The sequence below is a fragment of the Rhizobium sp. Rhizsp82 genome (genome assembly GCF_047325115.1).
In the GTDB taxonomy this organism is placed as follows: Bacteria; Pseudomonadota; Alphaproteobacteria; order Rhizobiales; family Rhizobiaceae; genus Rhizobium.
In genome coordinates, this window is record NZ_CP168570.1 from 3,175,521 (window position 1) to 3,201,048 (window position 25,528).

Consider the following 25,528-nt stretch of genomic DNA (forward strand, 5'->3'; position numbering starts at 1 on the left):
CCCATTCGAGAAAAGGAAGATACCGATGAGTCGGTCGGATTTCGTTGACGGCTTGCGGGGCGGCTTTGCCGTGGCCCTCGCCTCCGCCCCCTTCGGCGCGCTGTTCGGAGCGCTCGCCGCCGATCACGGCATGTCGCTTGCCGAGCTCACCTTCATGAGCGCCACTGTTTATGCCGGGGCCAGCCAGATGGTCGGCATCGAGCTCTTCGGCGGCAATGTGCCTGCCTGGGTGATCGTCGCCTCGATCCTCGCCGTCAACTTCCGCCACGTGCTCTATTCGGCAGCGATCGCCAAGCACATCCGCCATTTCACGGCGCTGCAGAAGTTCTTCACCTTCTTCCTGCTGGTCGATCCGCAATTTGCCGAAACCGTCAAGCGCGGCGAAGCCGGCAAGCCGGTCACCTTCATCTGGTACCTTGGCTTCGGCATCATCATCTACATTCCCTGGGTGCTGATCAGCCTGCTCGGCGGCGTTCTCGGCAGCTTCATCGGCGATCCCAAGACGCTCGGTCTCGATATCTTGCTGCCCGCCTATTTCCTTGGCATCGTGCTCGGCTTCCGCAGCCGCGACAACTTCCTGCCGGTGGCGCTCGTCAGCGCCGTCGCCTCAGTGATCGCCTATCACCTCGTCGGCTCGCCCTGGCATGTCAGCCTCGGCGCCGCTGCCGGCATCATCCTGGCGGCCCTTCTGCCGCTACCAGCCGTCCACGCGCCGGAACCGGCCAACGAGCCGCACGAGGTCTGATCATGCAATTCGATCTCCACATGGTCCTCGTCATCATCGCCGCCGCCGTCGCCACCTATGCGACGCGCATCGGCGGCTACGTGCTGATCACCACGATGAAGCGCATTCCGCCGCGCATGGAAGCGGCGCTCAATGCCGTTCCCGCCGCCGTCCTGACTACGCTGGTCGCCCCTGCCTTCTTCGATGGCGGTTGGGATTCCAAGCTGGCGCTCGCCGCCGCCCTCGTCATCGGCCTGCGCTACTCGCATATGTGGATGCTCGCCGTCTCCTGGGTCATCGTCATGGCCTGGCGCCACACGATCGGCATGTAACGGAAAAGGGCGGCTTAAGGCCGCCCTTTGTTTTTGTCGGCATATCGCGCCTCAATATTCCAGCGGCAGCGTCGCGTTCTCCAGCCACGCCTGGACATCCTTGTCATGGATCAGCGGCATCAGCGCCTCGCGGGTGCGGGCGTGATAGTCGTTGAACCAGTGCAGTTCGTCATGCGTCAGGAGTTCCGGAATGACGATCGAGCGGTCGATCGGGCAGAAGGTCAGCGTCTCGAAGCTGCGCATCGGCGTATCGCCGCCCGCGACCTCTTCGGCCTCGCGCACATAAATCAGATTCTCGATGCGGATTCCGAAGCTCCCCGGCCGATAATAGCCCGGCTCGTTGGAAAGGATCATGCCGGGCAGCAGCTCCTGCGTCGAAAGCTTGGAGATGCGCTGCGGCCCCTCATGCACAGAGAGATAGGAGCCGACGCCATGGCCGGTGCCATGGCCGAAATCGGCCCCTGCCCGCCACAGCGCGATACGCGCCAGCGGATCGAGATCGCAGCCGCGCGTGCCCTTGGGGAAGCGCGCCGTGCTGATCTGGATCATGCCCTTCAGCACCAGCGTGAAGAAGCGCTTGTGCTCCTCGGTGACCGCACCGATGCCGACAGTGCGGGTAATATCCGTCGTGCCGTTGATATATTGTGCGCCTGAATCGATCAGGAACAGCTCGCCCGCTTGTATCGGCCGGTCGGTATCGACAGTGACGCGGTAATGCATGATCGCCGCGTGTTCGCCGGCACCCGAGATCGTATCGAAGGACACATCCTTCAGCGGGTTCTGCATGCTCTGGCCGACGCTGGCGCGCACCGCTTCAAGCCTCTCTGCGGCCTGGATCTCGGTGACACCGCCGGGCTTCTGCGTCGAGAGCCAGTAGAGGAACTCGACCATCGCCGCACCGTCCTGCAGATGCGCTGCGGCCGAACCGTTGATCTCGACATCGTTCTTGATGGCGCGCGGCAGCTTCGCCGGATCGGCGCCCTCGACCACTTCGCCGCCCGCCTTGCGGATGATCTCGGCGAGCGCATAGGAGGCGATCTCGGGATCGATCATCACCCGGCCGCCATCCTTCGAAACCGCAGCCAGCCGCTCGTCGAGCGACGACGGCGGCAGCTGCGTCGAGATCTGCGCAAGATAGGCCTCCTGCTCGATGCCGGTCTTACGCTTGTCGAGGAAGAGCTCGGCCTTGCCGTCGGCATGAATGATGGCGCGCGCCAGCGGATGCGGCGTATGCGGCACGTCGGCACCGCGGATATTGAAGATCCATGCGATCGAAGACGGATCGGCGATCAGCACCGCCGCCACCTTCTTCCTGGAAAGGTCGGCGGCAACCGTCGCGATCTTGTCCTTCGCCAGCACGCCCGCCTGGGCGATATTCTGGATCGCCACGGCGCCCAGCGGCTCGGCCGGACGATCGCTCCACAGTCTGTCGAGCGGATTATGCGGCAGGAACACCAGGCTGCCGCCGATCTCGGAGAGCGCCTGCTGCAGCTTGCGGACTTCCGATCCCGAATGCAGCCAAGGATCGATGCCGAGACGCATGCCTTCCTTGCCGTTCTTGGGGATCCACAGATGCGGCGGCTCGTTGACGAGATCGCCGCCGGTAAAGACGGAACCGTCCACCTGCTCGGCAAGCTGCGTCACGTAACGGCCGTCGACGAAGACGATCGCCTGCGTGCGCGCAATCAGCGCAATGCCGGCCGATCCGGTGAAACCGGAAATCCAGGCCAGCCGCTCCGCGCATTTCGGCACATATTCGCCGTTGAACTCGTCGGCGCGCGGCACCAGAAAGGCGTCGATCCCGAGCGCATCGAAACTTTCACGCAAACCCGAGACCCGATCGCGGCCGAATTGCGGCGTGGACGTCACTTCAAAAGACTGAAACATGCTGAAAACCCAATGCTGAAGGCCGAATCCGCCTGAGAGCGGTTGGCGCTATGTTACCGGAATTTCTAGGGAAGTGGAGAAAAACGCCACCACCTCTCCTTAAGGCAGGCCGCCCATTATTTTGGCAGAAATGTGACAGCAAATGTGAAACTGGCACGCTTTATGCATTCCACGCATGGCTCCCATGACGCAAACCCTCTGCCTGAGTTTTTTCGGATGATTATATAGAGCGCATCAAACGGGTTCGAGATGAACCTCAAACGAAAAAGGAATTTTGAAATGACTGCCTCTCTGTCGCGCTTCGCTTACAGCAGCCCGGTGCAGGCTGGCGAGCGCCAGACTGTCCGTCATGTCATCGGCTCGCGCCGCCCGCTCAATGAGGATAGCCTCAAGATGCTCGGCACCAGCCACAAGGCTACGCGCCACAAGGGCGCACCCAGCTACGCGTTCTGAGCTATTTGCCGCTTCGTCTCTCCTCCTCCCTCGACGGACCGGCAATCAGAACTGTAGAGCCCACTTGAGCGCTCCTCCTCCTTTAGCTCGTGGGCACGACCGTTAGACGGTCAAAAGGCGGTGCCACTGGCACCGCCTTTTCTTTTTCCCGGAATTGCTTTCTCTGGCCCTTACGGACGATCGAGATGGATCGTCACCCAGCCGTTGCGCCAGATGGTGCGCACATGGCGAAGCTTCTGGCCGTTATAGGCAGACAACACCTTCCAGCGCTGCGATGCCAGAATGCCCGACAGGATGACCGTGCCGCCAGCCGCCAGATTGTCGGTCAGCTTAGGCGCCATGCGGATCAGCGGCCGTGCCAGAATGTTGGCGATGATCAGGTCGAAAGGCCCGTATTCGGAAAAGGCGGTGGAATGAAAGCCCGGCGCCGTCTTGGTGACGATCCCTGACGATATGCCGTTGGTGCGTACGTTCTCGGCGGCAACGCGCGTGGCGATCGGGTCGATGTCGGTTGCCAGAACCGGGATGTTCTTCAGCTTGCGCACGGCAATCGCCAGAACGCCGCTGCCGGTGCCGAGATCGAGCGCATTCCTGACGGTGCGCGAGCGCATCACCCGGTCGATCACCTCGAGGCAGCCGGCTGTCGTTCCGTGATGGCCGGTGCCGAAGGCCTGGCCGGCGTCGATCTCGATGCCGATATCGCCGGAGCGCACCTTGTCGCGGTCATGCGAGCCATGCACCAGGAAGCGCCCTGCCCGCACCGGCTTCAGCCCTTCGAGCGACTTCGCCACCCAGTCGACATCGGGAATGACCTCGCGCTCGACCGAGAGCTCGGGATAATTAGCCGTCAGCGCCTCGTCGACGCGCCGGCGCACCTCGTCCTCGTCTTCCCGCATCATGTAGACGGAGGCTTCCCAGATATCCTTCTTCTCGTCGATCTCGGTCGTGGCAATGGCGAAGTCCTCTTCGCCGAAAACCTCGGTCAGCAGATCGAGCACCTGCTCGGCCTTCTTCTCGGTGGTCGAGACATACAGGCGGATTTCACTCACGAATTCGTCTTTCTTTACTGGGCGCCATCGATCCAGGGCGGAGGCGGCGTATCATAACCGGCAACACCGCGCAGCAGGCGGTTTGCAACAAAGGGAATGCGAACGGCGAGCGGAGCAAGCATGTTGCGCAATTTCGTCGCTACCGGATTACGCATCGTCACCATCGACGTCAAACCATAGGTTTGCTTCAGCACGGTTTTGACGGCCGGAATACGCCGCGCCGAATATTCCTGCTCGCGCCCCTCCGATATCAGATAGGCGAGCCAGCAGGCATCCTCGATGCCGAGATTCATGCCGCGCGCACCGGCCGGCGAGTGAATATGCGCCGCATCTCCGGCCAGAAAAACATTGCCGACGGACATCTTCTCGACATGGCGGAAATGGATGCGGAAATTCGAGACCCAGACTGCCTGGCCGCCCGGCATCGGATGGCGGATGCGCTTTTCGAAATCCGGCAGCGTCGAGAGATAGCGCACTGTATCCGAGGACACCGGCAGGCGGCCGATCATGCCGGGATCGACGAGCTCGATCTCGACATAATGCGGATCGACCGGCTGCGGATACTGATAGTCGGCGAGATAGAAACTGGCCTCCAGCGCCTGGCCGGGAAAGCCGAGCCCGGCTGCCTTCCTCACTGCGGAATGGGCACCATCGGCGCCGATCAGGATATCGGGAGCCACCTCTTCGGCCGTGCCATCCGGACGGCGTAGCACGACGATGGGCTTCTCCATGCTGCCCTCGACGCGCTCCAGCACGGTCTGCCATTCCGGCTCGACCTCATAGTCGGAAAGCTTGCTGATCAAAAGCCGCTCGGTATGCCCCTGCGCCAGGATCTGCATCGCATGGAACTTGCCGGTAACGCGGCCCGGATCGATCTCGAACAGGATGCGCTCGCCCGAACGCGCCCGCAGACGATCGACGCGGAACGCCACCTGCTGGATGACGTCGCTGACCCGCGAGGGGGAAAGAAGCGTCATCGTCCGGGCATTGATGCCGAGCGCCCGGCTTTCCACCAGCGGCACCGGGCCGGCATCGCTGTCGATGATCCTTGGGCGGTGGCCGCGCCGAACGAGTTCGAGCGCTGCAGTCAGGCCGGTCGCCCCGGCCCCGACGATCAGGATATCACGATGTCCGCCCGGCATGTGTCACCCCTTGGTGATCAGGTTCTCGAGCTTCTTTACAGCCGTATCGGGATTTTCGCCATAGGCGATGGTGCCGGCGAAACGGCCTTGCCCATCGAGCAGGAAAACCGATGCCGTATGGTCCATCGTGTAGTCACCGTTCGGATTGTTCTCGTCGACCGGCACCTTCTTGGCATAGACGCGGAAGCCCTTGACGACATCGGCGATCTTGTCCGGCGAGCCAGAGATACCGGTGATGCGCTTCGAGACGTTCGAGACATACTGGTTCATGATCTCCGGCGTATCGCGCTCGGGATCGACGGTGACGAAATAGGCGTTCAGCTTGTCACCGGCGGGATCCACCTTCTCCATCCAGCCATTGAGCTCGAACAGCGTCGTCGGGCAGACTTCGGGGCAATGGGTAAAGCCGAAGAACAGCGCGCTCGGCTTGCCGCGCAGCGCCTGCTCGGTGATCGGCTTGCCATCCTGCGCCACCAGCGTGAACGGCACGCCATACGGCCCTTCGGCCGCCAGCGGCAGGTCCTTGGTCTTGGTGACATTGAGCGTCAGCCAGCCGAGTACGCCTGCTACGAGCAGAACGGCGATCCAGACGGCGATACGGAAATTCTTCATCAATCTAACCCCTAGCGGCGCAAAGCGCCCATCGCTAGCGGAATATAACCTCCGGCAACGCCGCGCAATTCAACAACCCGTTTTCTCACCCGTGATTAATTGCCTCACCCGGTAACCTCCGGTCATCCCGCCGCGCCTATGACGAAAGAAACAATTCTCTTATCCTGCAACTATTTAACACCGTTACATCCAAAGATCAGAAGAAATACATCGTTAGCGAAGACTTAATCGGTCACCTTTATATTTCGCACTGCGGCCGGCGCCATTGGCGCTACGTTTGACATGATGTCAGCGCTATCAAGACAGATTTGGCGAACGCGACGATACACGGCATTTCATCCGCTTTATTTCAGCCGGGGGCTTTCATTTCATGACCAGCAATTCGATACGCAAGACATTATCCGTCAGCCAGCGGCTTTGGACACTCGGCGGAGCGGCCTTGATCGGCTTCGGCTCGATGGTCGGTGTCGGCTGGTATGAGAACGCGCGCGTCGACCGCGCGCTCCAGCGCGCCAATGACATCCAGGACAGCGTCGATCGCGTCAGCGACATGCGCATCTCCAACCTGACGCTCATTCTCGCGGCGATGGACACGATCGTCGATCGCGGTGACAAGGTGATCGCTCCCGAGCGTCTGGCACTGATGACCAAGACGATCGAGACGCTCAAGAGCGGCTCGAAGGACATGGAGATCGTCGCAGGCGAGCTGAATGCCGGCGCCCTGTTGAGCAGCTACGACGCCGATGTCGCCGCCTTGCAAAAGGCGATCACCGTCGATCTCAAGGCTGCCGTCGAAGCCGGCGCCCCGGACGAGGCTTTCGACAAGCTCGACGACGCCATCGACGGCGGCGGCGACAAGCTGTCGGCAACGCTCGACAAGCTGGCGAAGGACGGCGGCGATGTCGCAGAGCTTCGCGTCAACCAGGCCAACGAGATTTCCGCCAACGCCCTCTGGATCCAGATCGGCCTCGGCTTCTTCGCCATCGTCAGCATGGCTCTTCTCCAGTACATCCACGGCGGCTCGATCCGCAACGGTATCGAAGCCGTGCGTTCCAGCATGGTGCGGATCATGCAGGGCGACCTGCACAGCAAGGTCCCGGCGACCGAGCGCGGCGACGAGATCGGCGAGATGGCCCGTGCCGCGGAAAGCTTCCGCCAGGCCGCCATCGACAAGCAGAAGCTTGAGAGCCAGACCGAAAGCGAACGCCGCCAGAGCGAGACCGAGCGCCGCGAGCGCGAAGCCCTCAAGCTTGCCGATGCCGAAGCGCTGAACGCTGCCGTCGAAGATCTCGGCCAGGGCCTCAACCGCCTCGCCCGCGGCGATGTCACCGTCACGCTCGACCGCCCGTTCAAGGCCGAGCTCGAACGCCTGCGCAACGACTTCAACCAGACCACCGAGCATCTGCGCAAGGCGATGCGCGACATCACGGCAAACAGCACCTCGATCCAGGCCAACAGCCGCCAGATGAGCTCCGCCGCCGACGATCTCGCCAAGCGCACCGAGCAGCAGGCCGCCTCCCTCGAGCAGACGTCCGCCTCGCTCGACGAGATCACCGCGACCGTACGCAGCGCTACGAGCCGCGCCGAGGAAGTCGGCCACATGGTCGCCCATACCCGCCAGAACACCGAGAAGTCGGATCTGGTCGTCACCCAGGCAATGGCGGCGATGGAGCGAATCGAAGGCGCTTCTCAGGAAATCGGCACGATCATCAACGTCATCGACGAGATCGCCTTCCAGACGAACCTCCTGGCACTCAACGCCGGCGTCGAGGCTGCACGTGCCGGTGAAGCCGGCAAGGGCTTTGCAGTCGTCGCTCAGGAAGTTCGCGAACTTGCAGGCCGCGCCGCCGGCGCTGCCAAGGATATCAAGGCGTTGATCACCAAATCAGGCGCCGAAGTGAAGACCGGCGGCGAGCTGGTCACGGCTGCCGGCGAAGCGCTTCGCCAGATCGGCGAAGATGTTTTGCGCATCGACGAACATGTTAAATCAATCGTAACCTCTGCGCGCGAACAATCCACCGGACTGCACGAGATCAATACGGCCATCAGCCAGATGGACCAGGTGACGCAAAAGAACGCCGCCATGGTCGAGGAGACGAACGCAGCAAGCCATACGCTTGCGACGGACGCCGACAATCTGATCAGGCTGGTCGGTCAGTTCCAGATCGGCGAGGGCATGAATGCCCGTTCAACGCCGCGAGAAGCTTCCGCCGCCTCGCATCCTAAACCCTCACCCGCACGGAGCTTGATCGGCAAGGTCGCGGGCGCATTCAGTGGCGGCGCCGCCGCCAGAGCCATGGCCGCTCCGGCCGGAGACAATTGGGAAGAATTTTGATGACTAACGCCATTATCACACAGGCCGGATCGCATCTCGAAATCGTATCGTTCCATCTCGGCGAGCAGGAATTCTGCATCGACATCATGGCCATCCGCGAAATCCGCGGCTGGGCACCGGTAACCCCGATGCCGCATACGCCGCCCTACGTGCTCGGTCTGATCAACCTGCGCGGCGCCGTTATCCCGGTTATCGACATGGCCTGCCGCCTCGGCATGAAGATGACCGAGCCCTCCGAGCGCTCCGCCATCATCGTCACCGACATCGCCGGCAAGCTGGTTGGCCTGCTGGTCGAGCAGGTTTCCGACATGATGACCATCAAGAGCGAAGACCTGCAGCCGGCGCCGGAAATCATCCCGGAACAGCAGCGCGCCTTCTGCCGTGGCATCGTCGCCCTGGAAAAGACCATGGTCTGCTTCCTCAACCTCGACACCGTCATCGCCGACGAGCTGGCGCGCGAAGCAGCCTGATCGGCAGCGCATCGCAGATATGGAAAGGCCCGGTCGCAAGCCGGGCCTTTTTCGTTGAACGCGAGTAGCCCAGTTACTGAGGCTTCCCGTTCTTCCAGACCGGGTTCTGCCCATAGAGCGGGATCGTCGAGATCGACATCTTCGCCGAGCCATCCGTCAGCTCGCGCGAGTGGGCGAGATAGATCAGCGTGTCGTTGGTCTTGTCGTAGATGCGGGTGACCACCAGCTTCTTCCAGATCAGCGACATGCCCGCCTTGAACACCTCGTCGCCATCCTTCGACAGGTTGATGTCGCCGATCTCGATCGGCCCGGTCTGGCGGCAGGCGATGGAGTTGTTGGAAGGATCCTCGAACCAGTTGCCGTTCTTCACCCTGTCGATCAGGCTGCGGTCGAAATAGGTGACGTGGCAGGTCACGCCCTTCACCGCCGGATCAGGGATGGCATCGACGATGATGTCATTGCCGATCCAGTCGACCCCGACCTTGCCGACGACCTCGGCGGAGGCGCCGCCGGCAGAGAGCGCAGCAACGGACGCAGCGGCAAGAACGATCTTACGAAACATGGATGGAAGCTCCTGATTGAACCGCTTTCTAGATAGGCAGCATCAGGCGCAATACAAGAAAAGCCTAACGATCAGGCGCGCTTGCAGGTGCAAGGCTCGTAGCCGGCGGCAAGCAGCCGCCCCGGCTTCATACCGATCATGGCCGGGATCGCATGCACCGCCGCAGCCTTGACTGCCTTCGCCATCTCGATCGCCGCCTGGGCGCAGACGACCGCATCCTCGGCGGCATTGTGATGGACAAAGCGCAGGCCGAGATGCTCGGCGATGATGTTCAGCTTGTGCGACAGGAACTGCGGCCAGATGCGCTGCGCCATCTTCAGGCTGCAGAGATAGGTGAGCTCCGGATAGGACTGCCGGTAGAGATCGAGCGAGGCGCGCCAGACGCTGAAGTCAAAGGCGGCATTATGGGCGATCATCGTCGAGCCCCTGAAGTCGTCATGAAACTCGTCCATGACCTCGGGGAACTCAGGCGCATCCTCGACATGTTCAGGGCGAATGCCGTGGATGGCGATGTTCATGCCCGAAAAGCGCATGTCCCTGGGGCGGATCAATCGCTCCTCGACGCGCGTCACCCTGCCGTCCTCGATCCAGGCAAGCCCGACCGAGCAGGCGCTGCCGCGCTGTTCGTTGGCCGTTTCGAAGTCGATGGCAATGGTCTTCAAGGAGAGGTCCGTGATTCGCGTTTCCTTACTCAGGCTTAATCACGGCAACCAAATCAGGCAAATGCGAAGGTTGCCATTGCCATCGGCATGAACCGCTTTTCCGCGATGATCGTCCCGTTTACGCGACTTCGAGCTTGTACGGCCTCACCAGGCATTCTGCCGGTACGCCCCAGGCATCAGTCAGCTTGAAGATCATGTCCACCGTGAGCGCCCGCTTGCGGTGGAGAATTTCCGAGGCGCGTGAGCGGGACGACAGGAGATCGCCAAGATCGGCCTGCGTCCTGCCGCTCATTTCCATGAATGCCTGCAAAAACGCGACCGGGTCGAGATCGGCAACTGGAAAATTCCGACTCTCATAGGCTTCGATCAGATCGGAAAGCACATCGAAACGATCCGCCGCCGCGGTCCCCTTCTCCGGCGGCGCCTCGAAATAAGGCGTCACCTCGCCGATCGCCCAGGCGAGGTCGCTGTCATTCCTGATCGGCTTGATATCCATCACACAGTCTCCGGGTCGATCCTGTCGTAGTCCGAATGGGTTCCGACGAACTTGATCAGCACGCGCCGGTAAGCATAGGCGACGTGCACGATAAGGCGGTATTTGTTGCCGCCGATATCGAAGATGACACGATTGTCGCCGACGAAATCGACATTCGCGCCGAATATCCGCTTGATGTCAGCAGGTGCGGTCCACTCGGCCTTACTGACCGTTGAATACCAGACGCCGAGCGGCACCCTCGCTTGCGGGTGCAACTCCCAAAACGCGCGCAATGTCGACTTGGCAATCACCTGCATCGTCAGATAATATTCCCAATACGGGAACATTTCAAGTTGGATGCACTAGCCACCGATCAGCGCCAGCCACTCGTCCTCGTCCATCGTCTGAACGCCGAGCTCCTTAGCCTTGTCGAGCTTGGAGCCTGCACCCGGGCCGGCGACCAGGATGTCGGTCTTCTTCGAGACTGAACCGGCGACCTTTGCACCCAGGCTTTCGGCGCGCGCCTTCGCCTCGTCGCGGGTGAATTTCTCCAGCGAGCCCGTGAAAACCACCGTCTTTCCGGCGACGGGGCTGCCCGAGGTTACCGGCTGCTCGGCCTCCTGCGGCGTCACCTCGGCGATCAGCGCGTTGATGACCTCGACATTGCGCGGCTCCTTGTAGAACTCGACGATGGCGCGGGCGACGATCTCGCCGATGCCCTCGATGGCATTCAGCTCGTTCCAGGCCTCGCCGGAAAGCGGTGCCGCCTCCTGCATGGCGGCTGCGAAGGCCTCGTAGCTGCCGTAGGAGCGCGCCAAGAGCTTTGCCGTGGTTTCGCCGACATGGCGGATGCCGAGCGCATAGATGAAGCGGTGCAGCGCGATGGAACGGCGCTCGTTGATCGCCGCATAGAGCTTGCCGACGCTGACCTTGCCGAAGCCGTCGATATTCTCGAGCTTCGTCAGCGTCGATGCCTGCTGACGCTTCTCCAGCGTGAAGATATCGGGCGCCGTGCGAATCTGCAGCGACGCATCCTCGCTCTCGAAGAAGAAATCCACCTGCTTCGTTCCGAAGCCTTCGATGTCGAAGGCATTGCGCGAGACGAAATGCTTCAGATGCTCGGTCGCCTGTGCCCGGCAGATGAAGCCGCCGGTGCAGCGGGTGACCGCGTCGACCTTGCCGGTCTTCTCGTTGACTTCGCGCACTGCATGCGAACCACAGACCGGGCAGGTCTTCGGGAACTTGTAGGCGGCGGCATCCGCCGGCCGCTTCTCCATGACGACATCGAGCACCTGCGGGATCACATCCCCCGCCCGCTGCACGATGACGGTGTCGCCGATGCGGATATCGTGTTCCTCCTCGCGGATGCGCTCGCCGGAATTGCCGATGCCCTTGATGTAATCCTCGTTATGCAGCGTCGCATTGGTGACGACGACGCCGCCGACGGTAACGGGCGTCAGGCGCGCCACCGGCGTCAGCGCGCCTGTGCGGCCGACCTGGATGTCGATATTCTCGACGACGGTGAACGCCTGCTCGGCCGGGAATTTGTGCGCGGTCGCCCAGCGCGGGCTGCGCGAGCGGAAGCCGAGGCGCTGCTGCAGTTCCAGGCTGTCGACCTTGTAGACGACGCCATCGATATCGTAGTCGAGATCGGAGCGTTTCAGGCCGATGTCGTCGTAATGGGCAAGAATATCGGCCACCGAGTTCAGCCGCTTCATCAGCGGATTGACCGGGAAACCCCATTCCTTGAATGTCTGCACCATGTCGAACTGCGTCTTCGGCAGATCGTTCGGCTCCGAGATTTCGCCCCAGGCATAGGCGAAGAATTTCAGCTTGCGGCTCGCCGTCACCTTGGCGTCGAGCTGGCGCAGCGACCCGGCCGCCGTATTGCGCGGATTGACGTAAGTCTGTTTGCCCTCCGCCTCCATCTGCTTGTTCAGCGCCAAGAAGTCGCTCTTGGCCATATAGACCTCGCCACGCACCTCGACGACCTCAGGCACGCCCTTCGGCAGCACCTGCGGGATTTCCTTGATGGTGCGGATATTGGCGGTGACATTCTCGCCCGTGGTGCCGTCGCCGCGCGTCGCGGCGCTGACGAGCTTGCCATTCTCATAGCGGATCGACATCGAGAGACCATCGATCTTAGGCTCGGCGGTGAAGGCGATCGACTGGTCGGGCAATCGGCCGAGGAAGCGGTAGACGCTGGCGACGAAATCCTCGACGTCTTCTTGCGAGAAGGTGTTGTCGAGCGACAGCATCGGGCGGGCATGCGTGACGGCGGAGAACGTTGCGGATGGCGCAGCGCCCACCCGCCGCGTCGGGCTGTCTTCGCGGATCAGCTCCGGAAACCGCGCCTCGATCGCATCATTGCGCCGCTTCAGCGCGTCATAATCGGCATCCGAAATCTCCGGCTGGTCCTTGCCGTGATAGAGCGCATCGTGATGGGCAATTTCCTTCGCCAGGCGCTCAAGCTCGGCTGCGGCCTCTTCGATCGTCAGGCTATCGGCTTCGATGGACATGCGTGCTCACTCCGGAGAATCTGGAGTTGTTTTTTAGCGCAAATTGGCTGGATGGGAAGGTGTGGTCGCTAGCATCCGTGGAGCGGTGGCCACCCCTCGCCCTTCGAGGCTCCCTGCGGTCGCACCTCAGGATGAGGGGCGGAGCGACGCTGGTGCGAGTGCTGAAGGCAACGCGCACCATGGAGGTTGCTATGAAGCCTTGGGCTCAGCGAAGCGAAGCACCCACGGGAGCCCTCATCCTGAGGTGCGAAGCCCGCAGGGCGTAGCCTCGAAGGACGAGGGCGGCCGGGCGCAACGCCCGCCCTACCCGTTCCCCGACAACAGCTTGGCAGCCGCAGCCCGCGCCTCGTCGGTGACCGAAGCCCCGGCCAGCATACGGGCGATCTCCTCGGTGCGGTCCCGCGGCGCCATCGTCGCCACCCGCGTCGCGATCTTCTCGGAGCCCTCTACCGGACCCTTGGAGATCAACAGATGCGTCGCCGCCCGCGCGGCAACCTGCGGCGCATGGGTGACGGAGAGAACCTGGACCTTGTCGGAAAGCCGCTTCAGTCTCTGGCCGATCGCATCGGCAACGGCGCCGCCGACACCGGTGTCGATTTCGTCGAAGACGAGCGTCGGCGCCGAGCCGCGGTCGGCAAGCGCCACTTTCAGCGCCAGCAGGAAGCGCGAGAGTTCGCCGCCCGAGGCGACCTTCATGATCGAGCCCGGGCGCGTGCCCGGATTGGTCTGCACATGGAATTCGACGATATCGATGCCTTCGGCAGCCGCTTCCGCGGCATCCGTGGTGATCTCCACCATGAAACGGGCGCGTTCGAGCTTGAGAGCCGGAAGCTCGGCCATGACGGCCTCCGACAACGCCGTACCGGCATGATGACGTTTCTCGGAGAGCGAGCGCGCCGCCGCGTCATAGGCAGCCTTCGCGACGCCCACTTCGGCATCGAGCTTGACGAGCTTCTCCTCGCCGGCATCGAGATCGGCGAGATCGGCGATCATCCTCACGGCAAGCGCCGGCAGCTCGGTGACCGGCACGGAATATTTGCGCGACGCTGCGCGCAGCGCAAACAGCCGTTCCTCGACCCGCTCCAGTTCCTTCGGATCGTACTCAGTCTTCCGGAGCGCAGCCTCGACTTCCATCTGCGCGTTGGAAAGCTGATCCAGCGCCGCGTCGAGCAGCGCCACGGTGTCTTCGAGCAATCCGGGCGCCTCATGGCTCTTGCGCTCCAGGCGGCGCACCAGCGAGGCGATATGCGGCACCGGAGAGGCATTGCCGTTCAGGAATTCGGAAGCCTCGGCGATGTCGCCGGCGATCCGTTCGGCCTTCATCATCTTCTGGCGGCGGTCGGCCAGCTCGTCCTCTTCGCCGTCACGCGGCGAAAGCTTCTCGAGCTCCTCGACCGACGAGCGCAGATAGTCGGCCTCGCGGGCGGCATTCTCCACTTTCTCGCGGTGCTTCTTCAGCGTCCGCTCGGCGTCGCGCCAGGTTCTGTAGAGATCGGCAACGTGAGCGACATCCTCGGTGATGCCGGCAAAGGCATCGAGCAGGATGCGGTGGGCATTGGTATCGACAAGCGCGCGGTCGTCGTGCTGGCCGTGGATTTCGACCAGCATCTGCCCCGCCTGGCGCATCAGCTGCACGCTGACCGGCTGGTCGTTGACATAGGCCTTGGTGCGGCCGTCGGCGGATTGCTGGCGGCGGAAGATCAGGTCGCCGTCGTCGTCGATGCCGTTTTCGCGCAGGAGCTTGCGGGCGCCGTGGTTCATCGGCACGTCGAAGGCGGCAGTCACCTGCCCCTTGTCTTCGCCATGGCGCACGAGGCCGCCGTCACCGCGCCCGCCAAGGGCGAGCGACAGACTGTCGAGAAGGATGGATTTGCCGGCACCCGTCTCCCCCGTCAGAACGGAGAGACCGGATTCGAATGAGAGATCCAGCCGCTCGATCAGAACGATATCGCGGATCGAAAGCTGGATCAGCATTGCGTTACAGGCCTCACGAGCCGAGCAGCAGCTTCCGGCCGGCTTCGGAAATCCAGGAGCTTTTGTTCTCCCGCGGCTCCGCGCCGCCATTCTTCAGCAGCTTGAAGGAATCGGCGTACCACTGGCTATCCGGATAGTTGTGGCCGAGAACGGCTGCCGCAGTCTGAGCTTCTTCCACGATACCCATCGCGTAATAGGCTTCGACCAGACGGGCGAGCGCTTCCTCGACCTGATTCGTATTCGGGTACTTTTCAACCACGATACGGAAACGGGAGATAGCGGCAAGATACTCCTTGCGCTCAAGATAGTAGCGGCCGATCTGCATTTCCTTGCCGGCGAGCTGGTCGCGGGCAAAGCGGATCTTGGCCTGAGCGTCGTCGACATATTCGGAGTCCGGATACTTGTCGATGACGGCCTGCATCGCGTCGATCGTCTTGGACGAGGCACGCTGGTCCTGGGTGACGTCGGAAATCTGCTTCGAATAGGACAGTCCGATCAGGTACTGCACGTAGGCGGCGTCCTTGGAGGCCGGATACTGCGCCATGTAGCGGTTGCCGGAAGCCAGAGCGTCGTCGATCTTGCCTTGGCGGTATTTGACGAAGGTGCTCATCACGAGGGCCTTGCGGGCCCATTCGGAGAACGGGTTTTCACGGTCGATGGCGTCGAACTTGCGCGCCGCTTCGGCCATGTTGCCTGCCTTCATGTTGGCAAGCGCCTGATTGTAGAGAACATCCGGCGGGTCGTTGTCGAGGCCGAGCTTGGTGATGTCGATATCTGGATCCGACTGGCAACCGGAAATCAAGGCGCCTGCGCTCAGCACCACGAGCGATGCGAGCAAAGCGCGCGCTGTCTTCATCATACCTTCAGACCTTGCATAACTCATAGATAAATCCCGACTCCCGCTACCCACTCTTAGCGGCAGCCACACCTCGCTGGCGTTTCTAGCCATAAATGTGCGGCGAGAGCAACGCAATGATGACGCATTAACGCATTTTTGTGGCATCGGCCCAGAGAATATCCGGCTTTTTATCTTTGATTCCCTCTGTTGCAGCTAAGCATCTGCCGCAAAAACACTATCCGGTGGAAACCCGGCATAAAAAAACCGCCTCCCGAGGGAGGCGGTCCTGGTCTAGGAATTCGTTCTGGAGGTCACGCCGACCAGGGGGCGAAGCCGGGAGCATTCACTGCAATGAAGTCACGAGCGGCAACGCGCGGGCGGGCAGCCGAGGTCTCGACGACTTCGTAAGCGCTGGGATCGCTGAGCAGCGCCTTGAGCGCATTGGCGTTCATCTTGTGACCGCCGCGGTAGGAGCGGTAGCAGCCGATGAAGGGAGCGCCGGCAAGCGCCAGATCGCCGACGGCGTCGAGCGTCTTGTGACGTACGAACTCGTCCTTGGCGTAACGCAGGCCTTCGACATTGATGACCGTGTTGTCGTCGGAGATGACGACGGAATTCTCAAGCGAGGAACCGAGAGCGTGGCCCGAAGCCCACAGACGCTCGACGTCGCGCATGAAGCCGAAGGTGCGGGCCCGCGACAGTTCGGTCTTGAACGTCTGCGCGGTCAGGTCCCCTTCCCACTTCTGGCGGCCGATCAGCGGGCATTCGAAATCGATCTCGACTTCGAAACGCGTGCCGTCATAGGGGCGGAACTCGCTCCACGAGCCGCCATGCTCGATGCGAACCGGCTTGGTGATACGGATGTAGCGGCGCTTGACGCCGAGAGAGACGAGGCCGACCTGCTCGATCGCTTCGATGAAGGGAGCGGAGCTGCCGTCCATGATCGGCATTTCGGCGCCGTGAACTTCGATCATCACGTTGTCGAGGCCAAGCGCATAGACGGCGGCCATGACATGTTCGATCGTCGCGACCGAATGCGCCGGAGAGAAACCGAGAACCGTGCAGAGGTCCGTATTGCCGACCTGCGAGGAAACCGCGCGCAGTTCAGTCACCGAGCCGTTTTCGTGCATGCGCTGAAAAACAACGCCCGTATCAACTTCAGCCGGATTGAAGGTGATGGAGACTTCCGCGCCGGAATGAACGCCGGTGCCCGAAAGCGTCACCGGGCGAGAAACCGTCGTCTGGAAGCCAAGCATGCCAATAACCATAAAATTCTGCCTTCATTACCCTTGATGGTTCCTAGCGCTCAAAGCACCGAAAACAAACCGCCAAGTTTCTTTGTCCACACCGCCGGATTGTCGCCATATGGCGTCAAGGCGCGGTCCCCTGACCTCATACATACGTGCGCCCGGGCTCCATTCCAAATCACTGTTCGTTTCGGATTGTTACGAAACCATGCACTTGAAATGATTTGTTAATTTCACCCTCGCGCGAGGGCTTGAAACAGAAGCGCCCGGGACTGTGATCCCGGGCGCTCGGCGTGGCGATTCTGTGTCTGCTTAGTTCGACTGACGGCGCAGGAAGGCAGGAATTTCGAGCTGGTCGTCTTCCTGCATCATGCGGGCCTGCGGAACGGCGCGGCCCTGGTCGTCGAGGTTGCCGCGACGCGGAGCGTAGAGGCTGGCTTCCGGCGAAAGCGGACGGCGCTGCTGGGAAGCGGCTGCCGGAGCAGACGTCATCTCAGGAGCAACTTCCTCTTCGCGGCGGTTCAGCGAGTTGGTGATCCGCTTGAGCAGGCCCATCGGGCCGCGCTCTTCGTGAGCCTGTGCGGCGACGGGCTGCGAGCGGTGATCGATCTCGGCCTGGACGACCGGCGGGAAGTCCTCGACCTTCGGCATGCGCGTCGGCTGCTGCATGGCAGGCTCCTGGCGGACCGGCTGTGGCGCAACCGGTGCAGGCTGCTGCATCATGACAGGCTGGGGAGCCGGCTGGCTCATGACCGGAGCCGGAGCAGGCTGCATCTGCATCGGTGCAGGACGGGCGACCGGAGCTTCCGGTGCTGCTGCGAAGATGCGGCTCTGCGGACGGAAGGTTTCCTGGGCGACCGGCTGCTGGACGGGAGCCGGGGCCGGAGCGCGCGGAGCGACGATGTCGAGTTCGCGTTCCATCTGGGCTTCCGCCATGCGGATCGTCTGCGCAACGGTATCAACCGGCTTCGGTGCCTGCATGACCGGAGCAGGCTGTACTGCGGCCGGAGCCGGAGCAACGGCCGCCGAAGGACGGATGATCGGCTTTGCGGCCGGCTGGAAGGTCTTGGTGGACGCTTCGGCGGCAGCGCGATCGATACCGGTCGCAACGACCGATACGCGGATGATGCCTTCGAGCGATTCGTCGAACGTCGCGCCGAGGATGATGTTGGCGTCCGGATCGACTTCTTCGCGGATGCGGGTTGCGGCTTCGTCGACTTCGAAGAGCGTCAGGTCGCGGCCACCGGTGATCGAGATCAGCAGGCCCTGTGCGCCGCGCATCGAGGTTTCGTCGAGCAGCGGGTTGGCGATAGCGGCTTCAGCAGCCTGCATCGCGCGGCCCTGGCCGGATGCTTCGCCGGTGCCCATCATCGCACGGCCCATTTCGCGCATGACCGAGCGGACGTCGGCGAAGTCGAGGTTGATGAGACCTTCCTTCACCATCAGGTCGGTGATGCAGGCAACGCCCGAGTAGAGGACCTGGTCGGCCATCGCGAAGGCGTCGGCAAAGGTCGTCTTGTCGTTGGCGATACGGAAGAGGTTCTGGTTCGGAATGACGATCAGCGTGTCGACCGACTTCTGCAGCTCTTCGATACCGGCTTCGGCCAGACGCATGCGGCGGCCGCCTTCGAACTGGAACGGCTTGGTGACGACGCCGACGGTCAGGATGCCCTTGTTGCGGGCGGCCTGTGCGACGACAGGAGCAGCGCCGGTGCCGGTACCGCCGCCCATGCCGGCGGTGACGAAGCACATATGCGTGCCGTTCAGGTGGTCGATGATCTCATCGATGCACTCTTCGGCGGCTGCACGGCCGACTTCCGGCTGCGAACCTGCACCGAGGCCTTCGGTGACGTTGGCGCCGAGCTGGATGATCCGCTCCGCCTTCGTCATCGTCAGAGCCTGCGCATCCGTGTTGGCAACGACGAAGTCGACGCCCTGGAGGCCGGCGGAGATCATGTTGTTGACAGCATTGCCGCCGCCGCCGCCAACACCGAACACGGTGATACGCGGCTTCAGCTCTGTGATGTCAGGCTTTTGCAGCTTGATAGTCATGGTACCCGTTCCTTCTCTTTATGGCCGCATCGCCACGCCGGCCAATTCACTCGATGTTCAGAAGCTTTCCTTCAGCCACTGGCCCATCCGGGCTATGCGGCTGTTATTTCCCCCAAGCGACAAGAGCAGGCCGCTCTGTGACGCATGTGTTTCCATGTCCGCGACCTGCGGATAGATCATCAGGCCGACCGCCGTCGAAAAGGCTGGTCCCTTGGCTGCCGTCGGCAGGCCGGAGACGCCCATCGGGCGGCCGATACGAACGTTGCGGGCCAGAATCTTGCGGGCCACGTCTGCAAGGCCGGTGAGCTGGCTTGCGCCGCCCGTCAGCACGACGCGCTTGCCGACGATCGGGCTGAAGCCCGAACGCTGGATCCGGTCGCGGATCAATTCCATCGTCTCTTCGATGCGCGCGCCGACGATGCGCGAGACGAGTGCGCGCGGAACCTGCGTCGGCAGATCGCGCTCGTCTTCGCCGATCGGCGGGATCGAGATCAGTTCACGCTCGTCCGAAGAATTCGACATCGCCGAAGCGTGAACGACCTTCAGGCGCTCGGCATCTTCGATACGGGTCGACAGACCGCGTGCGAGGTCGGTGGTGACGTGATGGCCGCCAAGGCCGACAGCGTCGGTATGAACCAGCTTGCCTTCGGCAAAGACCGAGATCGTCGTCGTGCCGCCGCCCATGTCGATAGCCGCGCAGCCGAGCTCGACTTCGTCGTCGACGAGTGCCGCAAGACCCGAAGCGTAAGGCGTCGCAACGATGCCTTCAACGGAGAGATGCGCGCGGTTGACGCTGAGCTCGAGGTTCTTGAGGGCGGCGCGCTCCGCGGTGACGACATGCATGTCGACACCGAGCATGTCACCGTACATGGACAAGGGGTCGCGAATGCCGCGCTCGCCGTCCAGCGAGAAGCCGGTTGCGAGCGAGTGCAGCACGGCGCGGTCCTGGCGCAGCGACTGCTGGCAGGCTGCAGCCAGAACCTTCTTGAGGTCGTTGAGTTCGACTTCCTGGCCGCCGAGATCGATCGTCGCCGTATAGACGTCGCTGCCGAGACGGCCGGCCGTCAGGTTGACGATCAGGCTTTCGACCGTGAGGCCGGCCATGCGCTCGGCCGCATCGACGGCGAGACGGATGACGCTCTCGAGCGCGTCGAGATCGGCGATGACGCCGGTCTTGATGCCGCGGGAGCGCTGGTGACCGATACCGATGATCTCGATGTCGTGCGTGCGGCCCGGGAGGATTTCGCTCTCCTCGCGCGGCGTCAGCCGGCCGATCATGCAGACGACTTTCGTCGATCCGATGTCGAGCACCGAAACGATGTGCGACCGCTTAGACGAAAGCGGCTTCAGGCGCGGCAATCCAAAGTGGGATGAACCGAACAAGCTCATATATTCTGCCCCGCCTTCTTCAAATCCTTGGTCCGCTGATCGAGCACCACCTGACGCCGGGCCATCGCCTCGGGGGTGAGCTGGATTGCGGTCCGGTCTGCCAATCGGAGATCGACGGCTGCGATGTCGCGCGCCAGAAGATCCTGTTCCTTGTCGAGCTTCGAAAGTGTCGCCAGAGCCTGGTCGACATCGTCGGCCGGCAGCTTCACGACAACACCATTGTCGAGATGCAGATCCCAGCGGCGGCTGGAGACCCAGACGTAAGCCTTCACGCGGGCCTTGATATCCGGCCAGTTGGCGAATTCGCCCTCGAGCGCGGCTGCGGCCGTCTCGGCATCGCGGCCAACGACAAGCGGAAGGTTGGAAAACTTGTTGTCGCGCAGCGGCGCGATGACCGAACCGTTGCGCTCGATCAGCGAAAGCTCCTGGCCGTGCTGCCAGATTGCATAGGCCTGGCGCTCCTTGAGCTTCACTTCGATCGTCTTCGGATAGACCTTGCGAACCTCGGCGCTTTCGACCCAGGGAAGCTTGGCGATCTTCTGGCGGGCTGCATCGACGTCGAGAGCGACGAGCGACGTCGTACCGTCGAGGCCGAGAAGCTCGAGGATTTCGATTTCGGAAGTCGCCGTGTTGCCGGAGACCTTCACGTCTTCGATGGCAAAGCCAGCAGCCGTCGTCGTCGCCTGCGCGACCGCTTCCGTGTGACCACCGAGCGACATGCCGTAGAGGCCGGTCGCGGCAAGAAAGGCCAGAGCCGAAACGGTACCGGCATGCGCAGGGATATAGATGCGCCCGGTTCCGAGACTGACAAGGAAGCGCACGACGCGGCGCAGCGGACGCGGCAGCACCATGCGGCTATCACCTTCCGGGAAGGCGACGTCGTCCTGGCGGCTCGGGCGCCCTATCCTTTTAACTGTCACCGAGAACAAGAAGCGTCCTCCACCATCCAGCGCAGAAACTCACCAAAGGAATAACCGGCATGACCGGCCATTTCGGGCACCAGAGAGGTTGGAGTCATTCCCGGCTGAGTATTGACCTCGAGCCAGATGATTTCGCCATCTTCGGAGAAGCGATCGTCGTAGCGAAAGTCGGATCTGCTAACGCCACGGCAACCAATTGCTTGATGCGCCCTTAGTGCCAATGATTGTATTTTTTGGTAAATTTTCGGTGAAATTTTTGCTGGAATGACATGTTTCGAACCGCCCGCGGCGTACTTCGCATCATAGTCATAAAAGTTGTGGCCAAGCGGCACCACCTCGGTAACACCAAGTGCCGCATCACCCATCACGCCACACGTCAGCTCGCGGCCGTGAACGTAGCGCTCGACCAGAACCTCTTCGCCATAGCGCCACTCGGGAGAGCTGATGACCTGCGGCGGATGCGACTGATCTTCCTGAACGATCAGCACACCGAAGCTCGAACCTTCACGAACCGGCTTCACGACATAGGGCGGCTTCATCGGGTGCTCGGCCGGAAAGGCGAAGCGATTGATGACTTCGGACTGAGCGACCGGAATACCGGCCGCCGCTGCAACACCCTTGGCCTTGCCCTTGTCCATGGCGAGCGCCGAGGCGAGCACGCCGGAATGCGTGTAGGGAATCTCGAGATATTCAAGAATGCCCTGGATCGTCCCATCTTCGCCGAACGGCCCATGCAGGGCATTGAAGGCAACATCGGGACGGAGAGCAGAAAGCTTGGCGGAAACGTCGCGGTCGACATCGATGGTCGTGACCTGGAAGCCCTCAGCTTCGAGAGCCTCAGCGCATGCCTTCCCCGAAGACAGGCTCACAGGCCTCTCCGAAGAAAATCCGCCCATCAGGACAGCGACATGCTTGCGACTCATACTTACCCCCAAAATAACTTCCGGCATGAATTTCGACGCTTGCGCGAGGCTTTCGCAGTCGAATCTCAGCCCTTCAGACTTGAAGGCAATCAAACACTAATATGGTTAATGAACCGTTTACTTTTGTTAACGGACGTCATTTATGAAACATTCTTGAATCCGATCATGAAGCTGAAACAGCCGAAATAGCTTCGCTTTATCATAGACTTATGATTCAGCCTTGAATCAACTCCACAGCCCCTAGCGCCTTCCGCCGCCGCTGTCACAATCGCCGGACCGAAGGCGCGCGGCGACGGAATCGAGGAGAATCGGAAAGCCAAAGAAAAGCCCCGCGATTTTGTGGCTTTCTTGCGTCTTTGGCGTTTGCGCCGACTTAAAATTGCGTTAAGACCCGCTTGCCTCCCAAGGCAAACAGCAATCCTGATTGGAATGACAATGTCTGACGCGATATCACCCGTATCGCCGACTCCCTCCTCTTCGAACAGTGCGCAAGTCAATTCGCCGGCGCGTGTTCTGATCGCGAGCCTCGTCGGCACCACCATCGAATTCTTTGACTTCTACGTCTATGCGACGGCCGCCGTGCTGGTCTTCCCGCATCTCTTCTTCCCGACGAGTGATCCGGCCTCTGCACAGCTTCAGTCCTTCGCCACCTTCTCGATCGCCTTCTTCGCACGCCCGCTTGGCGGCATCCTTTTCGGCCATTTCGGCGACCGTATCGGCCGCAAGGCGACGCTCGTTGCCGCGCTGATGACCATGGGCCTGTCGACCGTGGCGATCGGCATGCTGCCGGGCTACGACTCGATCGGCATCGTGGCGCCCCTGCTCCTGGCACTGTGCCGCTTCGGCCAGGGTCTCGGCCTCGGCGGTGAATGGGGCGGCGCCGTGCTGCTCGCCACTGAAAACGCCCCTCCCGGCAAGCGCAGCTGGTACGCCATGTTCCCGCAGCTCGGCGCGCCGATCGGCTTCATCCTCTCCTCCGGCTTCTTCCTGATCCTGACGGAAACGATGACCAACGAGGACTTCCTGGCCTTCGGCTGGCGCATTCCCTTCGTCGCCAGCCTCGCGCTCGTCGCCGTCGGTCTCTATGTCCGCCTGAAGATCGCCGAAACGCCGGAGTTCCAGAAGGCCGTCGAGAAGCACGAGCGCGTTGCCGTTCCGGTCGCCGTCGTCTTCACCAAGCACTTCCGCAGCCTGGTTCTCGGCACCTTCATCGCCGTCGCCACCTTCGTTCTGTTCTACCTGATGACGGTCTTCACACTGTCCTGGGGCACGTCGAAGCTCGGCTACTCGCGTGAGCAGTTCCTGGTCATCCAGCTCGTCGGCGTCGTGTTCTTCGGCCTGACGATCCCGCTCTCCGGCCTGCTTTCCGACCGCTACTCGCGCCGCCTGATCCTGATCCTGGTAACGATCGGCATCGCGATCTTCGGCTTCTTCTACGCCTCGCTGCTGACCGCAGGCCTGACGGGCGCCTTCCTGTGCTCGATCATCGGCCTCGCGCTGATGGGCTTCACCTACGGTCCGATCGGCGCTGCACTTGCGGCCCCCTTCCCGACCTCGGTGCGCTATACCGGCGCCTCGATGACCTTCAACCTCGGCGGCATCTTTGGCGCCTCGCTGGCACCCAACATCGCCAGCTGGCTGGCGACGCATTACGATCTCTCCTATGTCGGCTACTATCTTTCCGGCGCAGCAGTGATCTCGCTGGTCTGCATCCTGCTGTCCGGCCGCGAAGAAGTCTAAGCGCTTCAAAAGCCCAATCGATGAGAGGCCGCGGTGATAACACCGCGGCCTTTTCGATTCTTGTCTGTTAACATCTGCCCCCTACTCTCTCCTCAAAAGCAGGAGAGAGGACGATCATGCTGACGAGACGGTCACTGCTGACACAGGGTATGGGCGCAGGTTTTGCGCTGTCGATGCCGCGCCTGTCGCGCGCCGCCGTCCCCGATGTCAACGTCACCTTCCTCGTCATCAACGACGTCCATGCCTGCCGTATCGGCGATGGCCTCAGCCCCAATTGCCAGCAGGAAGGCAAGACCGACGCCAACCTGCTGCGCCACATCCTGGCGCTCAACAACATCCACCATCAGACATGGCCCGAAGAGATCGCCGGCAAGCCGAGCGGCCTCAGCGTCGCCGGCAAGGAGATCGCCCGCCCGCAGGGGATCATCGTCTGCGGCGATGTCACCGACGATGGCGGCGGCCAGACGGCGGAATTCGCCGAGGGTTCGCAACTCCTGCAGTTCTCGCATCGCTACCAGCAAGGCCGCGGCTCCGACCACGTCCATTTCCCCGTCTATGTCGGGCTCGGCAATCACGACCTCGATCAGGATGGCCGCCCGCCGCAGGTCGACTGGTATCGCGACGAGCTGCGCGACTACGTGCAGATGAACCACAAACCGAGCGTCTTCTTCAAACCGGCCGTTCCCGTCGACAATTACGACGAGGCTTCCGACAATTACTCCTGGAACTGGGGCGGCCTGCATCTGATCCAGGCGCAGCGCTATGGCGGCGATAACAGCAAGGGCACGGCAAGCAGCCTCGACTGGATGAAGCAGGATCTGAAGACCTACGCATCCGACGGCAGGCCCGTCGTCATCTTCCAGCACTACGGCTGGGATCATTTCTCCACCGAGCGCTGGGACCCGGCCAAGAGCACCTTCGACGACAACGGCACCGGAACGCCGCATTGGTGGGATGAATCAGAACGTCAGGATCTGCTAGCAAGCCTCAGCGGCTACAACGTAATCGGCATTTTCCACGGCCACGAACACGACACGCCGATGGCCTACAAGGTCAACGGCATCGACATCTTCAAGGCCAAGGCCGCCTTCATGGGCGGCTTCACGCTGGTGCGTGTCAGCAACGACCGGATGGACGTGGCGATCGGCGAAGCCGCAGACGACAAAGGCGGCGTCCGTTTCGACACCGCCTTCAGCAAAGCCCTCAGATTGTAAAAGCCAGCC

23 protein-coding genes are annotated in these 25,528 nt (G+C 62.0%); 7 read left to right on the forward strand and 16 right to left on the reverse strand.

What is annotated here, in order from left to right:
• The first annotated feature begins 25 nt into the window (after window positions 1–25).
• Both ACEN84_RS20805 and ACEN84_RS20810 read left to right on the forward strand, forming a co-directional pair.
• Window positions 26–745, forward strand: coding sequence for an AzlC family ABC transporter permease (locus ACEN84_RS20805; protein ID WP_112715430.1), 720 nt, complete (start codon window positions 26–28; stop codon window positions 743–745).
• A gap of 2 nt (window positions 746–747) precedes the next feature.
• Complete coding sequence (locus tag ACEN84_RS20810) at window positions 748–1,056, forward strand: AzlD family protein (protein WP_130278007.1); 309 nt, start codon at window positions 748–750, stop codon at window positions 1,054–1,056.
• Window positions 1,057–1,107: 51 nt separating this feature from the next.
• On the opposite strand, the gene ACEN84_RS20815 is transcribed toward ACEN84_RS20810, so the two are convergent.
• A complete protein-coding gene (locus ACEN84_RS20815; protein ID WP_413709768.1) occupies window positions 1,108–2,943 on the reverse strand; it encodes an aminopeptidase P family protein in 1,836 nt (611 codons plus the stop codon).
• Between the two features lie 279 nt (window positions 2,944–3,222).
• Here ACEN84_RS20815 and ACEN84_RS20820 point away from each other — a divergent pair, with 279 nt between their 5' ends.
• Window positions 3,223–3,396 (forward strand): hypothetical protein, encoded by a 174-nt coding sequence (locus ACEN84_RS20820; protein WP_165402589.1) that lies wholly within the window; start codon window positions 3,223–3,225, stop codon window positions 3,394–3,396.
• Between the two features lie 170 nt (window positions 3,397–3,566).
• Here the strand turns inward: ACEN84_RS20820 and ACEN84_RS20825 are convergent, their stop codons facing one another.
• Genes ACEN84_RS20825 through ACEN84_RS20835 form a run of 3 tightly spaced genes read right to left on the reverse strand, consistent with a single transcriptional unit; the run spans window position 3,567 to window position 6,199 of the window.
• A complete protein-coding gene (locus ACEN84_RS20825; RefSeq protein ID WP_112715438.1) occupies window positions 3,567–4,445 on the reverse strand; it encodes a 50S ribosomal protein L11 methyltransferase in 879 nt (292 codons plus the stop codon).
• 14 nt (window positions 4,446–4,459) lie between these two features.
• The gene (locus ACEN84_RS20830) at window positions 4,460–5,587 is read right to left on the reverse strand and encodes an FAD-dependent oxidoreductase (protein WP_413709769.1); all 1,128 of its coding nucleotides are present in this window, start codon (window positions 5,585–5,587) and stop codon (window positions 4,460–4,462) included.
• A gap of 3 nt (window positions 5,588–5,590) precedes the next feature.
• Window positions 5,591–6,199 carry an SCO family protein gene (locus ACEN84_RS20835; protein WP_112715442.1) on the reverse strand — a complete coding sequence of 203 codons (609 nt, stop codon included), beginning with the start codon at window positions 6,197–6,199 and terminating at the stop codon, window positions 5,591–5,593.
• A gap of 370 nt (window positions 6,200–6,569) precedes the next feature.
• Between ACEN84_RS20835 and ACEN84_RS20840 the strand changes: the two genes are divergently transcribed.
• Window positions 6,570–8,534 (forward strand): methyl-accepting chemotaxis protein, encoded by a 1,965-nt coding sequence (locus tag ACEN84_RS20840; protein WP_413709770.1) that lies wholly within the window; start codon window positions 6,570–6,572, stop codon window positions 8,532–8,534.
• Entirely contained in the window at window positions 8,534–9,004 is a 471-nt protein-coding gene (locus tag ACEN84_RS20845) for a chemotaxis protein CheW (protein ID WP_112387003.1), read from the forward strand. The genes ACEN84_RS20840 and ACEN84_RS20845 overlap by 1 nt, the downstream gene beginning before the upstream one ends.
• 73 nt (window positions 9,005–9,077) lie before the next feature.
• Here ACEN84_RS20845 and ACEN84_RS20850 read toward each other — a convergent pair whose 3' ends face one another.
• The 12 genes from ACEN84_RS20850 to ACEN84_RS20905 all read right to left on the reverse strand — a co-directional run bounded on the left by ACEN84_RS20850 (window position 9,078) and on the right by ACEN84_RS20905 (window position 22,565).
• A complete protein-coding gene (locus tag ACEN84_RS20850; RefSeq protein ID WP_130278001.1) occupies window positions 9,078–9,566 on the reverse strand; it encodes a CreA family protein in 489 nt (162 codons plus the stop codon).
• A gap of 71 nt (window positions 9,567–9,637) precedes the next feature.
• On the reverse strand, window positions 9,638–10,228 hold the full coding sequence (locus tag ACEN84_RS20855) for a 3'-5' exonuclease (protein ID WP_413709771.1): 591 nt from the start codon (window positions 10,226–10,228) through the stop codon (window positions 9,638–9,640).
• A 118-nt stretch (window positions 10,229–10,346) separates the two neighbouring features.
• The gene (locus ACEN84_RS20860) at window positions 10,347–10,724 is read right to left on the reverse strand and encodes a helix-turn-helix domain-containing protein (protein WP_413709772.1); all 378 of its coding nucleotides are present in this window, start codon (window positions 10,722–10,724) and stop codon (window positions 10,347–10,349) included.
• Window positions 10,724–11,020, reverse strand: coding sequence for a type II toxin-antitoxin system HigB family toxin (locus ACEN84_RS20865; protein ID WP_130277999.1), 297 nt, complete (start codon window positions 11,018–11,020; stop codon window positions 10,724–10,726). The genes ACEN84_RS20860 and ACEN84_RS20865 overlap by 1 nt, the downstream gene beginning before the upstream one ends.
• Window positions 11,021–11,065: 45 nt before the next feature.
• A complete protein-coding gene (gene ligA, locus ACEN84_RS20870; protein WP_413709773.1) occupies window positions 11,066–13,222 on the reverse strand; it encodes an NAD-dependent DNA ligase LigA in 2,157 nt (718 codons plus the stop codon).
• 303 nt (window positions 13,223–13,525) lie between these two features.
• A complete protein-coding gene (recN, locus tag ACEN84_RS20875) occupies window positions 13,526–15,196 on the reverse strand; it encodes a DNA repair protein RecN (protein WP_413709774.1) in 1,671 nt (556 codons plus the stop codon).
• 13 nt (window positions 15,197–15,209) lie between these two features.
• Complete coding sequence (locus ACEN84_RS20880) at window positions 15,210–16,079, reverse strand: outer membrane protein assembly factor BamD (RefSeq protein ID WP_199629177.1); 870 nt, start codon at window positions 16,077–16,079, stop codon at window positions 15,210–15,212.
• Window positions 16,080–16,345: 266 nt separating this feature from the next.
• Complete coding sequence (gene lpxC, locus ACEN84_RS20885; protein ID WP_112715460.1) at window positions 16,346–17,302, reverse strand: UDP-3-O-acyl-N-acetylglucosamine deacetylase; 957 nt, start codon at window positions 17,300–17,302, stop codon at window positions 16,346–16,348.
• 291 nt (window positions 17,303–17,593) lie between these two features.
• Window positions 17,594–19,333, reverse strand: a complete 1,740-nt coding sequence (gene ftsZ, locus ACEN84_RS20890) for a cell division protein FtsZ (RefSeq protein WP_112715462.1) — start codon at window positions 19,331–19,333, stop codon at window positions 17,594–17,596.
• A gap of 57 nt (window positions 19,334–19,390) precedes the next feature.
• Window positions 19,391–20,722, reverse strand: a complete 1,332-nt coding sequence (ftsA, locus tag ACEN84_RS20895) for a cell division protein FtsA (RefSeq protein WP_112715464.1) — start codon at window positions 20,720–20,722, stop codon at window positions 19,391–19,393.
• Window positions 20,719–21,651 carry a cell division protein FtsQ/DivIB gene (locus ACEN84_RS20900; RefSeq protein WP_413709775.1) on the reverse strand — a complete coding sequence of 311 codons (933 nt, stop codon included), beginning with the start codon at window positions 21,649–21,651 and terminating at the stop codon, window positions 20,719–20,721. Before ACEN84_RS20900 ends, ftsA begins: the two co-directional genes overlap by 4 nt.
• Complete coding sequence (locus ACEN84_RS20905; protein ID WP_413709776.1) at window positions 21,639–22,565, reverse strand: D-alanine--D-alanine ligase; 927 nt, start codon at window positions 22,563–22,565, stop codon at window positions 21,639–21,641. Before ACEN84_RS20905 ends, ACEN84_RS20900 begins: the two co-directional genes overlap by 13 nt.
• Before the next feature lie 429 nt (window positions 22,566–22,994).
• Here ACEN84_RS20905 and ACEN84_RS20910 point away from each other — a divergent pair, with 429 nt between their 5' ends.
• Both ACEN84_RS20910 and ACEN84_RS20915 read left to right on the forward strand, forming a co-directional pair.
• Window positions 22,995–24,305, forward strand: a complete 1,311-nt coding sequence (locus tag ACEN84_RS20910) for an MFS transporter (protein ID WP_413709777.1) — start codon at window positions 22,995–22,997, stop codon at window positions 24,303–24,305.
• A gap of 116 nt (window positions 24,306–24,421) precedes the next feature.
• On the forward strand, window positions 24,422–25,519 hold the full coding sequence (locus ACEN84_RS20915) for a metallophosphoesterase (RefSeq protein ID WP_413709778.1): 1,098 nt from the start codon (window positions 24,422–24,424) through the stop codon (window positions 25,517–25,519).
• Window positions 25,520–25,528: the final 9 nt, after the last annotated feature.